At 41.8% G+C, this 14,055-nt stretch carries 9 protein-coding genes and 1 riboswitch; all 9 genes read left to right on the top strand.

Going from position 1 to position 14,055, the window contains the following annotated elements:
* The first annotated feature begins 25 nt into the window (after positions 1 to 25).
* The 9 genes from fni (at position 26) to ACT170_RS00960 (ending at position 13,724) form a co-directional block, all read left to right on the top strand.
* Positions 26 to 1,030, top strand: a complete 1,005-nt coding sequence (fni, locus tag ACT170_RS00920; RefSeq protein WP_444817919.1) for a type 2 isopentenyl-diphosphate Delta-isomerase — start codon at positions 26 to 28, stop codon at positions 1,028 to 1,030.
* A gap of 464 nt (positions 1,031 to 1,494) precedes the next feature.
* A riboswitch (M-box (ykoK) riboswitch) is annotated at positions 1,495 to 1,650 on the top strand.
* 224 nt (positions 1,651 to 1,874) lie between these two features.
* Positions 1,875 to 4,535 (top strand): magnesium-translocating P-type ATPase, encoded by a 2,661-nt coding sequence (gene mgtA, locus ACT170_RS00925; protein ID WP_444817920.1) that lies wholly within the window; start codon positions 1,875 to 1,877, stop codon positions 4,533 to 4,535.
* A 284-nt stretch (positions 4,536 to 4,819) separates the two neighbouring features.
* On the top strand, positions 4,820 to 6,202 hold the full coding sequence (gene glmU, locus ACT170_RS00930) for a bifunctional UDP-N-acetylglucosamine diphosphorylase/glucosamine-1-phosphate N-acetyltransferase GlmU (RefSeq protein WP_444817921.1): 1,383 nt from the start codon (positions 4,820 to 4,822) through the stop codon (positions 6,200 to 6,202).
* A gap of 79 nt (positions 6,203 to 6,281) precedes the next feature.
* Positions 6,282 to 6,830: an NUDIX domain-containing protein gene (locus ACT170_RS00935; RefSeq protein ID WP_014633436.1), complete on the top strand. Its 549-nt coding sequence runs from the start codon at positions 6,282 to 6,284 to the stop codon at positions 6,828 to 6,830.
* Between the two features lie 3 nt (positions 6,831 to 6,833).
* Entirely contained in the window at positions 6,834 to 7,094 is a 261-nt protein-coding gene (gene macP, locus ACT170_RS00940; RefSeq protein ID WP_014634097.1) for a cell wall synthase accessory phosphoprotein MacP, read from the top strand.
* Positions 7,095 to 7,160: 66 nt separating this feature from the next.
* On the top strand, positions 7,161 to 7,853 hold the full coding sequence (locus ACT170_RS00945) for a 5'-methylthioadenosine/adenosylhomocysteine nucleosidase (RefSeq protein ID WP_002886153.1): 693 nt from the start codon (positions 7,161 to 7,163) through the stop codon (positions 7,851 to 7,853).
* Positions 7,854 to 8,245: 392 nt separating this feature from the next.
* The gene (locus ACT170_RS00950; protein WP_444817922.1) at positions 8,246 to 11,272 is read left to right on the top strand and encodes a Spy0128 family protein; all 3,027 of its coding nucleotides are present in this window, start codon (positions 8,246 to 8,248) and stop codon (positions 11,270 to 11,272) included.
* Positions 11,273 to 11,402: 130 nt separating this feature from the next.
* Positions 11,403 to 12,401: a glycosyltransferase family 4 protein gene (locus ACT170_RS00955; RefSeq protein ID WP_021144521.1), complete on the top strand. Its 999-nt coding sequence runs from the start codon at positions 11,403 to 11,405 to the stop codon at positions 12,399 to 12,401.
* Positions 12,402 to 13,724 (top strand): glycosyltransferase family 4 protein, encoded by a 1,323-nt coding sequence (locus ACT170_RS00960; RefSeq protein WP_021144520.1) that lies wholly within the window; start codon positions 12,402 to 12,404, stop codon positions 13,722 to 13,724. It begins immediately after the preceding gene.
* The last annotated feature ends 331 nt before the right edge of the window (positions 13,725 to 14,055 follow it).

Genomic DNA, 14,055 nt, shown 5'->3' on the forward strand with positions numbered 1-14,055 from the left:
ACGCAAGAAAGTAAAGAAATAACCTATGACAAATCGTAAAGACGATCACATCCGTTATGCCCTTAAGTACCAGTCGCCCTACAATAGTTTTGACGATATGGAACTTATCCACAAGTCTCTACCAACTTATGATTTAGATCAGATTGACTTGTCCACACATTTTGCAGGACGAGATTGGAACTTTCCCTTTTATATCAATGCCATGACAGGTGGTTCTGCCAAAGGTGGTGCAGTTAATCGTAAATTGGCTGAGGTGGCCAGTCGAACAGGTATTCTCATGGTGACGGGTTCCTACAGTGCTGCTCTAAAAGGAGAAGCACCAGAGTCCTTTGACTTTCGTCAAGAGTTTCCAGACTTAGATCTAGCGACTAATATCGGTGTGGATAAGTCTGTGGACCTGGGGATTAAGACGGTGGAAGCTATGGATCCAGTCTTTTTACAGCTCCATGTTAACCTTATGCAGGAGCTTCTCATGCCTGAGGGAGAGCGTATTTTCCACACTTGGAAGGAAAATGTGGCGGCTTATGCACAGAACATAGAGATTCCTCTTGTGCTTAAGGAGGTCGGCTTTGGTATGGATGTGGAAACCATTCGTTATGCCATGTCTCAAGGCGTCAAGACTGTGGATATCTCAGGTCGTGGTGGGACTAGCTTCGCCTATATTGAAAATAGTCGAGGCGGCAACCGTGATTACCTCAATGACTGGGGACAAAGCACCGTTCAGACCCTCTTGCAAGCCCAAGACCTTCGTGAGGATGTGGAAATCCTAGCCTCTGGTGGCGTGCGAAACCCACTCGATATGGTCAAATGTCTGGTCCTAGGAGCAAAAGGCGTTGGCCTCTCACGAACTGTCCTTGAATTGGTGGAACGTTACCCTGTGGATAAGGTTGTGGCTATTGTCAATGGCTGGAAGGACGACCTTCGTCTTATTATGTGTGCTCTTGATTGTCGGGCTATTGATGAGCTAAAATCTGTTGATTACATCTTACATGGTAAGCTACAAGGGACTTATATCAAGCAAAGAAAGTAGGAAAAGAGCCAAGTGCTCTTTTTTAATTTTTAAAGATGATAAAACAATTTCTCTAGACGATGATATTATGGAGACATCATTTTAACACCGGTCAAGGATAAATAATAACATTCTTGATTTGATTTGTTTCTAGCGAGCAAAGCGAGCACTTAACGAGACTTTCCGCTGTGAGAAAAGCTCTAGAAATACTTGTATTTCTAGAACTCGGAATTTTTGAGAGTAAAACAGTTTGGGGAACTGTTTTAGCCTGAGCCTAGAAATTAAAAAGTGAAGGGTCTCAAAAATTAGTCATGGAGCTTCGAAGAAGTACGCTGACGTCCGCACTCACTTAAGGAAAGTCTAAAAAAATCCATTTTACAAAAGAATATCTTACAAAAAAGAGCGGAAGCTCTTTTTTTATTACCCACTCAAGCAAAAAGTAACTTTTCCCCTTGACAAGTTACTGCCTTAGGAGTATTATTTTCAGTGAAATACGGTAGGTGAGGCTACCACAAGGATACGGATGACTACCGCAAAGCAGTGGAGACACTACTCGTTGGTCAACAGTCCTGATCGCCAAGGTCAAGACTAAGCTCATTTCATCGCCTTGCGGAGCTAAAGCTTGAACGGTCCATTTTTTGACAGAATCTATTAAAAAATCAACCTCGAGTTTATAGAGTCTTACCTGTATATGGGTAGGACTCTTTTCTTTTGTCTGAGGTCCACCCACTATGTAAAAAAATGAAAGGAGAAACCTATGAGACTAATCGACGATCACCCCGAACCGCACCTAACCAGTCAATCGCTGATTAGTGTCTTAGGGACTCCATAAGTGATTGGCTCCTGATTAAATAAGGAGATTCCAATGTCAACAAATAAAGAAAGACTTATTGCTGCTCTTCAAGAGCCACTTGAAACAACCCTTACTCGCTACAAGACTCATTTGGATGGCTTGAAGGAAGACCAAGTAGAAGAAAACCGTGACCTTTATGGGGAAAATGTCATAACCAAAGGACAAGAGGATTCTATCATCAAAAAGATTTATGAATCTATCATCAATCCCTTTACTGTTATTCTCTTAGTCATTGCTCTGGTTTCCTTTATCACCAATGTCTGGCTTGCTAAACCGGGTGAAGAAGACCCAACGACTTCTATCATCATTGTCACTCTGGTTCTCATATCTGGTGGTATCCGTTTTATTCAAGAACTTCGTAGCGACAAGGCTGCCAGTAATTTGTCTCGCATGATTGTCAATACAGCAACAGTACTTCGAGATGGCAGTGAGCAAGAAATCCCAATTGATGAAATTGTGGTTGGAGATGTGGTCAAACTAAGTGCGGGAGATATGATTCCGGCTGATGTGGTCTTACTAGATTCTCGTGATTTCTTTGTTCAACAGTCTGGCTTGACAGGTGAAAGCGATGCTGTGGAAAAAGCTTGTCTGGCTAAAGCAGATGGTCAAAATCTAGAGAGCCTGCTTGAAAGTGAGAGCCTTGCTTTCATGGGAACTAATGTTATCTCTGGTCGTGCAACAGCCTTGGTTTTAGTTGTTGGTGATGAAACCATGATGGGAGCAATTGAGCAGACCATCAATACTTATGACGAACCAACTTCATTTGAACGTGAGATGAATTCCATTTCTTGGCTCTTGATTCGACTCATGTTGGTTATGGTTCCTGTTGTTTTTGTGATTAACGGTTTAACAGATGGGGACTGGCTTGAAGCCGGCGTCTTTGCCCTTAGTGTGGGAGTCGGTTTGACCCCAGAAATGTTGCCGATGATTATCACAGCCAGTCTTGCCAAGGGTTCTATCATTATGGCCAAGGAAAAGGTGGTCATCAAAAAGCTTAATGCTATTCAAGACCTAGGGGCTATCGATATCCTTTGTACGGATAAGACAGGAACCCTGACTCAGGATGAAATCGTTCTTGAGTACCCTCTTGATATCCATGGTGACCTTGACCTATCAGTACTTCGGAGAGCCTATCTTAATTCTTATTTCCAAACTGGCTTAAAAAATCTTATGGACCGTGCCATTATTAGCCGAACTGAAAGAGAAGCTAAGAAACATGACATCGTTCGTGACCTTGACCAGACCTTCCACAAGATTGATGAGCTACCTTTTGATTTTGAACGTCGTCGCATGAGTGTCATTGTTCAAGACAATGATGGCTTTGTCAGCATGGTGACAAAAGGTGCCCTTGAAGAAATGCTCTCTGTTTCTAACTATGTGGAATACAAGGGAGACATTATCCCATTGACTGACGATGTTCGTGAGGAAGTCCTTGCGGAAGTTGCACAGTTGAATGAACAAGGTTTGCGTGTTCTCGGTGTTAGCTACAAATCACAGCTTAATGAAAATGACGTCTTTAGTGTCGAAGATGAAAGTGATATGATTTTGACGGGATATCTTGCCTTCCTTGACCCACCAAAACCATCAGCAGCACCTGCTATCAAGGCTTTGGCGGAATATGGTGTGACCACAAAAATTTTGACTGGAGACAATGATAAGGTGACACAGGCTGTCTGTGAAAAAGTTGGTCTAGATGTGACGCACATTCTACTTGGAAGTGATCTTGATACCATGTCAGATCAAGATTTGGCTAAGGCTGTGGAAACGACAACAGTTTTTGCTAAGTTATCCCCAGACCAAAAGGCACGAATTATCCTAAGCCTTAAGGAAAATGGGCATAAGGTAGGCTATATGGGTGATGGTATCAACGATGCCCCATCCATGAAGGTGTCAGATGTGGGGATTTCTGTGGATACAGCTGTTGATATCGCCAAAGAAACTGCAGATGTTATCTTGCTTGATAAGGATCTAATGGTCTTGGAAAAAGGTTTGGTTGAAGGACGGAAGGTATATGCTAATATGACCAAATATATCAAGATGACCGTTTCTTCAAATTTCGGGAATATCTTTTCTCTCCTCTTTGCCAGCATTTTCTTACCATTCCTACCAATGGCACCTGTGCATTTGATTGTCCTAAATCTTGTCTATGATATCTCCTGTATCGCCCTTCCATTTGACAATGTGGACAAGGAATTTCTTAAAGAGCCACATATCTGGGAAGCCAAATCAATCATGCGTTTCATGGCTTGGATAGGACCTATTTCGTCCGTATTTGATATTTTGACATATATCTTGCTCTATTTCATCATTGTGCCAATGATTTTGGGGCATGGCTATGTTCATGGTTCACCAGAAGCAGCAGCCTTTATCATTATTTTCCAAACAGGTTGGTTTATCGAATCTATGTGGTCTCAAACCATGGTTATCCACATGTTACGTTCACCAAAACTACCATTTATTCAAAGTCACCCAGCACTATCAGTTGTTGTGACAACCTTATTTGCTGCTTTCTTTGTGACTTCTCTTCCATACAGTCCATTGGCTGGTTTCTTAAAACTCAGCCATCTAAACGGTCTCTATTTCATTCTCTTGTTTATCATCATTACTTTGTATATGCTTAGTGTTACCTTTGTGAAGCATATCTATATTAAGAAATACAAAGAATGGTTATAGGATAACTATACTTAGAAAAAGAGCATAAGCTCTTTTTTCATTACCGTCCATTCTGCCAAAACTTTTTCATTTATGGTATAATAGGGCGATTATAGATAATCAGAGGCCCTAAAAAACGTCAGTTATGAGGACATCTTTTCTAAGAAATGAGAGACTATGTTTCCAAGGCCCCTTTCTTTCGTTGGCCATCCCAGTGGGAGGTTGAGGTCCTGAGATTTGGGGCTCAAGGCTAAGACCGTCACGAAAGAAATCATCACAAAAAAATATTAAGAAGGAAAAAGAAAATGAGTAATTACGCTATTATCCTTGCTGCGGGTAAAGGAACTCGCATGAAATCAGATCTTCCAAAAGTATTGCACAAGGTTTCAGGCATCACTATGCTTGAGCACGTCTTCCGTGCAGTTTCAGCTATCGAACCAGCTAAAAACGTTACTGTTATTGGTCACAAGGCTGAACTTGTTCGTGAGGTTTTGGATGGTCAATCTGCCTTCACCATGCAAACTGAGCAGTTGGGGACTGGTCACGCAGTAATGATGGCTGAAGAAGAGTTGGCTGGACTGGAAGGGCAAACGCTTGTTATCGCCGGTGACACGCCTTTGATTACTGGTGAAAGCCTTAAAAACCTTATTGATTTCCATGTTAATCACAAAAATGTTGCCACTATCTTGACTGCAACTGCGGACAATCCATTTGGTTATGGTCGTATTATCCGTAACGAAAATGGCGAAGTGACTAAGATTGTTGAGCAAAAAGATGCCAACGAATTCGAACAACAGGTCAAAGAAATCAATACAGGGACTTACGTTTTTGATAATAAACGCCTCTTCGAAGCACTTAAAAACATCAACACCAACAATGCTCAAGGGGAATACTATTTGACTGATGTTATTTCTATTTTCCGTGAGAATGGTGAAAAAGTAGGTGCCTTCACTCTTCGTGAATTTGAAGAAAGTCTCGGGGTTAACGACCGTGTTGCCTTGGCTACGGCAGAAGATGTTATGCGTCGTCGCATCAACCAAGCTCACATGGTTAATGGTGTTACTTTCCAAAATCCAAACGCTACTTATATCGATGTCGATGTGGAAATTGATCCAGATGTTGTCATTGAAGCTAATGTAACGCTTAAAGGTAAAACTAAGATTGGTGCAGAATCAGTGCTTACCAATGGGACTTATATTGTTGATTCAACAATCGGTGCTAAAACTGTTATCACTAACTCAATGATCGAGCATTCAGTGCTTGAAAAAGGTGTTACAGTGGGACCATTTGCCCATGTTCGTCCGGATTCACTTCTCAAAGAAGGCGTTCATATCGGTAACTTCGTTGAGGTTAAGGGTTCTACTATCGGTGAAAATACTAAGGCTGGTCACTTGACCTACATTGGTAATGCGGAAGTTGGTTCTGACGTTAACTTTGGTGCAGGGACAATCACTGTAAACTATGATGGTCAACATAAATTCAAGACCCAAATTGCTAATAACGTCTTTATCGGAAGCAATTCAACCTTGATTGCACCGCTTGAAATTGGGGCTAACGCTCTTACAGCGGCTGGTTCAACCATCACAGATGATGTGCCAGCTGACAGCGTAGCCATTGGACGTGGCCGTCAGGTCAATAAAGAAGGCTATGCCATTAAAAAACCTCACCACCCAAGCCAACAAAAGTAGGCTTAAGACTATCTGAGCTAGATTCTCTTGTAGAGTAGAGGTAGCTTAGAATGAGGTCAGAAGTAAAAGGAGTCAATTCATGGAGTTTGAAGAAAAAACACTCAAACGTGAGTCAAAATTTAAGGGACATATTTTTGAAGTTGCAGTAGACGAGGTCCTCTTGCCAGACGGTAAGACGGCTGGTCGTGAGCTCATCTTTCACAAGGGAGCTGTAGCTGTTTTAGCGGTTACCCCAGAAGGGAAAATCATTATCGTCAAGCAATACCGTAAGGCTATTGAGGCGGTTTCTTACGAGATTCCTGCAGGTAAACTGGAAGTCGGTGAAGCTGGCGATGAGATGGCTGCAGCGGCGCGTGAACTTGAAGAGGAGACTCAATACAAGGGTGATCTGGAATTGATTTATGAATTTTACACAGCCATTGGCTTTTGTAATGAGAGAATCAAACTCTATGTAGCGACCAACCTTAAACCTGTGGAAAATCCACGTCCACTTGATGATGATGAGTTCCTTGAACTCTATGAATTGACCTATGAAGAGTGTATGGAACTTGTAGCGTCAGGGGCTATCCAGGATGCCAAAACTATCATCGCACTCCAATACTATGCACTTCATTTCGGAGGAAAATAAGCTATGGGAAAACCACTTTTGACCGAAGATATCATTGAGCAGGCCAAGCGTGGGGAAATCGATTTAGAGGAACATCCTTATTATGAGGACTATGATCAAGAGTTCTATGACGAGGATTATGAGGCTGATTACCAGCCTTCTGCCTACAAGAGCCGTCGAATTGAGAATGCCAAACGCAATCAATTTCAACACAAGCTTAATCGCATCCTCTTTTGGGTAGTGGTCCTCTTGATTCTTCTCTTCATTGCTGTCTTTTATTTCTAAAAAGTCTATGAGTCAGATAGCCCTAGCTACTGATTCAGGAAAGATTACAAGCTGAAAAGGAACTATATGAAAATCGGAATTATCGCTGCCATGGAGCAGGAGTTAGTGCTTCTAGTGGAGCAATTGGAAAATAAGGTTGAAGAAACTGTTCTTGGCAATACCTACTACACAGGACGTTTGGGAAAACACGACGTCGTTTTGGTACAATCAGGTGTTGGTAAGGTTATGTCAGCCATGTCTGTGGCTGTCTTGGCAGACCATTTTGGCGTTGATGCCCTCATTAACACTGGTTCTGCAGGAGCAGTAGCACCTGGACTTAAAATTGGAGATGTGGTTGTAGCTTCAAAATTAGCCTATCACGATGTTGATTTGACAGCCTTTGGCTATGATTATGGGCAAATGTCTATGCAGCCACTTTACTTTGAAAGTGACTCTACCTTCGTAGAGACTTTCGAAAAGGTCTTGGCTCAGGCTTCCATTGATTCTAAGATTGGGCTTATCGCTACGGGTGATAGCTTCATTGCAGGTCAAGACAAGATTGATGCCATTAAGGGGCATTTTCCAGAAGTCTTGGCTGTAGAGATGGAGGGAGCAGCTATTGCTCAAGCCGCACACAGTGTCAAAAAGCCTTTCATCGTTGTACGTGCCATGAGTGATACAGCGGCTCATGATGCTAACATTACCTTTGATGAATTCATTATTCAGGCGGGGAAACAATCAGCTGCTATCTTGGTTGAGTTTCTCAAAGAACTTGCCTAAAATACATTAAATGAGTGCTTATGCTCATTTTCTTAATTAATTTAAAGATGACTGCTATTCATTTAAGAATGGCAGTTTTTTTCTGCTTTTAGATAAGATAAGCTTCTCATTTTTTAAAGAAAAAATCTGAATTTTAGCATTTTTCAGACGGAAGTTGAATTAAAATTATGGCAATAAAATGAGAAAGAAAAATAATATTAAAAGAGAGACTCCGAAAGAAAGCTTATCATATAAGGGTTTACAAATTTCACTATCTATTGATATCTTAGAAAGCTTTACAAAACCTCCAAAGGGGTAAATAATTATCTTGCAAAGTTCTGAAAATAGTGTATAATTCAGAATGAAAAGGGTTACAAAAATGTTAAGATTTGTAAAAATGGGAGGATAGAATCATGAATAACCGATTCGGTGATTCGAGGCAGCGTTTCTCCATCCGTAAGTTTACGGTGGGCGTTGCTTCGGTCTTACTTTCGTCTGCAGTTTTTGGTGTAAGTACCGCCAAAGCAGATCAAGCTGAAGAGCCTAAAGGCCAACCAGCGACGAGTGTACTTGAGGAAGCCAGTGAGTCTGATGGTGGGGGCCAAAGGACGAGCACTAGTGCCTCAAGTCAAGAAGTGACAGCTGAACCTACCGTTCAAGCAGAAAGTACCAGTGCTATCTCAGTAACTGCTGTTTCTAGTGAAGTTGCGCTTCAAGAGCAAACGGTTGCAAGCTCTGAGCAAACAAGTTCATCACAAGATAAGACTAGTGAGGGGCTCAGTGAGAAACCTGTTACAGTCAATGAAACACGAGAAGCTAGCGCTAGCGACCTCGCTGCAGCTAACAATACGAGTTCCACTTCGTCTGATAATTTTGGACTTAAGGTTACCAACCTAAGTCGCCCGATTCCAGCGGATGTCAAGGTGACTAAGACAGGTACTGAAATCACTGTTCAAAATCCTGATGTGGAAATGGAATTTCCGAACGGAAATAGTAAGTACGCTACTAGCAAGGTTGTCTACCACAATATTCCTTTCCCTGATGATATGACTATCAATGAAGGGGATCAGGTCATTTTTAATTTGCCTGAGCAGTTGCGTTTCCGTACTAGCTACGATATCAATGTCTATAATCCAGACAATCAAATTGTAGGTCTGGCTCAAATTGATCCTGAGAAGAATCGTGTCACAACGACCTTTAATAACTATTTCCAAACACATCCCAACAATAAGCTCATGAGTTTGGAGTTGGATACCCTTTATTCTGAAGAAGTAGATGAAGGGGAACATCTTACTCTTGATTTTGAGGGACGTATCATTCATGTTTCAGTGGGTAAAGTGCAATCACCTCCTCCAGGTCAAGAGGTTATTTCTAAGTGGGGTAGTCAAGACAAGCATGATCCTACGCTTTTGAATTGGCAGATGCGTCTCAATTACTCACGACGTCTCCTTAACAACTTGAAACTGGTTGATACTTGGTCTGACAATCAAAGATTTGTGGACGGTTCTTTGCAACTTCGCTACATTGATTCGGCAGATCCTTGGATTGACAAGGGATCAGCTATGGATCTGATTAAGAGTTTCTCTTATGATGATAGCCATTTTGAGCTTAAACTCAATCAGTTGGACCGCATGGTTTATGTTTGGTATCAAACCCGTTTGACACAACCTGTTGAAGAATCAGCTAACCCTGTCAACCGTATTAAACTTCATGCTGATGTTGTTTCCGATTCTTACAAGTCAACTATTCGCTTGGTTGGTGGCCGAGGAGATGCCATCGGAGATAACCTCGCTCATTTCAATCTTGAGCTTGAGAAGGACTTGGCGGGTAGAGACCTCAAGGACAAAGAATTTACCTTCAAATTGGTTGATGTGACTGATAGTGCCAATCCTGTTGACTTAGGGGAAACCACTAATGATGCCAAGGGTAAAATCATCTTTTCAGATCTCTCACTCAGTAAGCCAGGCATCTATCATTATCGTGTGACAGAGGTTCCAGGTAATGATGAAGATGTGGTATATGACAAACTAGAAGCTAATATCACTATTCAGGTTGTTCGTGAAACTGTGGATAATCAAGTTAAATTGGTTGCCAAAGTTGTCTATCCAGAAGATATTATCTTTAATAATAAATTGGTCACTCCAGCTAAAGCTAAAATCGCATTCGGTAAGGAATTGACCAAGGCAGGCGTTAAACAAGATCTAAAAGCAGATCAATTCCAATTTGTTCTCAAAGACCGTTTTGGAAAAGTCCTTGAAACTGTTGGTAATACAGCTGATGGTCAGGTTGCTTTTAGTGAGTTAACCTTTAACAAGGTAGGTACTTACAACTACACTGTTGAAGAGCTTACAGGTAAGGATGACTCGATTGTTTATGACAGCATGAAAGCTGCTGTTTCTATCACGGTAACACGTGATGGCGACGCCCTTGTTTCAACCGTGGTTAATCCTAAAGACACTATCTTTAACAACAAGTTTGTGACTCCAGCTAAGGCCGCTATTCAGTTCAGTAAGGAATTGACTAAGGCAGGTGTCAACCAAACTTTGACTGCTAATGAGTTCCAATTTGTTCTCAAAGATAGTGCCGGTCATATTGTCGAAACAGTTGGTAATACAGCTGATGGTCGTGTTGCCTTTAGTGAACTTCACTTTGATAAGGCAGGAACTTACACTTATACTGTTGAAGAAGTTAAGGGAACTAACGAAGATATCATCTATGATGGTATGAAAGCAACTGTCTGGATTACAGTGACACGAGATGGTGATGCTTTGGTATCAACAGTTGCTAATCCAAAAGATACTGTTTTCAATAACTATGTGAAAGACGTGCAACCAGCTAAGGCCAAATTCGAATTGACCAAGGTTCTTACAGGTCGTAACCTCAAAGATGGTGAGTTTAGTTTCGTTCTCAAGGACGACAAGGGTAATGTTATCCAAACAGTGACCAATAATGCACAAGGAAATATTAGTTTTGGAAATATTGTCTACGACAAACCAGGTGTTTACTACTACACTGTTGAAGAAGTCAAGGGTAATGAAGCTGACGTGGTTTATGATAACATGGTGGCTAAATTCCAGGTGACCGTAACTAAGACTGTAGGTGAAAAGGAAAATCTACTTGTAGCAGCCGTTCTCCTTCCTTTGGATACAGAATTTAACAATAGTTACATTCCTCCAAAACCTCCTACACCGCCAACACCACCGACACCACCAAGTGTCCCACCTAAACCACCAGTGGTTCCGCCAACACCACCAACTCCGCCTACTCCACCGGTGACTCCAAAACCAGCTAAGCCAGTTCAATCCTCTGAGAAATCAGGACCTCAACTTCCAGAGACTGGTCAAGCTAACGATACTGCCTTGCTTGCCCTTGGTGCGGCAGCAGAAGTGGCAGCAGTCATAGGTGTAGCATATAGCCATCGTCGCCGTAAAGACGTTTAAGATGATGACCTAAAAGATCGAGTATTCTCGATCTTTTTTAGTATTTGGCCGCCTATCTCATTAAATGAGAAATCAAGATAAAGCCAACTGCAAGATGAAATTTCTACTAAATTAAGCTATAATGAAGAGTATGAAAGTTCTACTTTATCTTGAAGGAAAATCGGTTCTTGAAAAATCAGGAATCGGACGGGCTCTCCACCATCAGATGCATGCCTTGGACTTGGCGGGGATTCCCTATACAACGGACATCTTGGGTGATTATGATGTCGTTCATATTAATACTTATGGGCCACGCAGTTTGATGTTGTTGCACGCTGCAAAACGCCGTGGCAAGAAGGTCATCATGCATGGCCATTCGACACGTGAGGACTTTGAGAATTCATTCATCGGTTCTAACCTTTTGGCTCCACTTTTTGGGAAATACTTGGCCCACATGTATCAAAAGGCCGATTACGTGATTACGCCATCTGAGTATTCCAAAAAATTGATTCAGTCTTACGGAGTTACGACACCAATCATTGCTGTTTCAAATGGGATTGATTTGAAAAAATACGGTAAGGATCCACGTAAGGAAGAAGTTTTCCGAGACTACTTTGGTATCAAGGAAGGACAGCCAGTGGTGATTTGTGCGGGTCTTTATTTCCAACGCAAGGGAATTGAAGATTTCGTCAAGGTTGCCGAAAAGATGCCTCATGTTCGTTTTATTTGGTTAGGTAGTATCAGCAAATGGTTGATTCCTAAGAAGATTCGAGACATTGTCAATGGTAAGCATCCTGATAATGTCAGCTTCCCAGGTTATTTCAAGGGAGCCGTCTTCCAGGGAGCCATGAGTGGTGCTAATGCTTTCTTTTTCCCATCTTACGAGGAAACTGAAGGGATTGTGGTGCTAGAAGCCTTTGCCAGTCACCAGCATGTAGTTTTGCGTGATATTCCTGTTTATGAAGGCTGGGTTGATGACAAATCGGCCTCATTTGGGCACAACGTGGACGAATTTGTAGTAGCCTTGCAAGATATTATCGATGGTAAAGTGGACAAACGTGAAGAAGGCTATAAGGTTGCAGAAAGTCGCTCGATTGATGATGTCGCCCAAAAGCTTGTTGAAGCCTACAAAGAAGTATTGGAGATTTAAATGCGTATCGGATTGTTTACAGATACCTATTTTCCACAGGTATCAGGTGTTGCGACTAGTATTCGCACGCTGAAGACGCAGTTGGAAAAAATGGGACATACAGTCTTTATCTTTACCACGACTGATAGAGATGTTGGCCGCTATGAAGACTGGCAGATTGTCCGTATTCCGAGTGTGCCTTTCTTTGCTTTTAAGGATCGCCGTGTAGCTTATCGTGGCTTTTCCAAGGCACTAGAGATTGCTAAACAATATAAGCTTGATATTATTCATACGCAGACAGAGTTTTCATTAGGTCTGCTAGGGATTGCCATTGCACGCGAACTTAGGATTCCTGTTGTGCATACCTACCATACTCAGTATGAAGACTATGTCCGCTATATTGCCAAAGGTATGGTTATCCGTCCAAGTATGGTTAAGTACATTGTTCGTGGCTTTATGAGCGATTTGGATGGAGTCATCTGTCCGAGTGAGATTGTTTATGACCTTTTGCTCAAGTACAAGGTTGCAGCTGAAAAACGTGTCATTCCAACTGGAATTGAACTTGAAAAATTCCAACGTCCAGAGATTACTGAAGATGATGTGGCAGACTTGAGATCCAAGCTTGGTATCGCCTCTGATGAGACCATGTTGTTGAGCCTCTCTCGTGTGTCCTATGAGAAAAACATCCAGGCTGTGCTGGCTGCTCTCCCTTCTGTTTTGGAGGAAGACGACAAGGTGCGTTTGGTTGTGGCTGGTGACGGTCCTTACCTACCAGATCTTAAGTCTCAAGCCAAAAAACTAGGTATTCAGGACAAGGTGGTTTTCACTGGTATGATTGCGCCTAGTGAGACAGCTCTTTATTATAAGTCTGCTGATTTCTTCATTTCGGCTTCAACCAGTGAGACTCAAGGCTTGACCTATCTGGAAGCCTTGGCTAGTGGTACCCCAATCATTGCTCACGGAAATCCTTATTTGGATAATGTGATTACAGACCAGATGTTTGGAACGCTTTATTATCATGATAATGATTTAGCTGGGGCCATTTTGGAAGCAGCCATTGCAACACCAGAAAAAGACGAAACTAAGTGGGCTGACAAGCTTTATGAAATTTCTGCGGAAAACTTTGGAAAACGTGTCTATGAGTATTACTTGGACCTTACGATTTCTAAGGATTTCCACAATGATTTGAATGGTGAAGATAGTACCATGAAACGCTTGACGCGTATGGTAACTTATTTGCCGACTAAGGCTATTACCTTGCCTGTTAATGGCTCTGTTCGTATCCTTAAAGGATCAGCCAAACAGGTCAAGAAAATCAGAAATATCACGAAACTTTTGGATTAGGAAAGCTACCAGATTTTCCTAGTCAGATAAAATCTTAGAATTGATTAATAAAAGAGATAATTAGCTTGAAAAATTACAGTTTCATGCTATAATAACGCATAGAGACATATCAGTCATGGGAAATCTTTCAGAGAGCGTGTGGTGCTGGAAATCACGCAGAGGACATGATTGGGACTACTCGATTAACTTTTTATGCAAACATAAAACGGTGGCCACGTTAGAGCCAATCAGAGGTGTAGGACAGACTCGTTTTTTGTCGTACATGAACTAAGGTGGAACCACGTTGCGACGTCCTTTTTAGGATGTCGCTTTTTATATTGTTTGGTATGCT

This window comes from Streptococcus sp. cx1 (assembly GCF_052384325.1).
Classification (GTDB): domain Bacteria; phylum Bacillota; class Bacilli; order Lactobacillales; family Streptococcaceae; genus Streptococcus; species Streptococcus salivarius_G.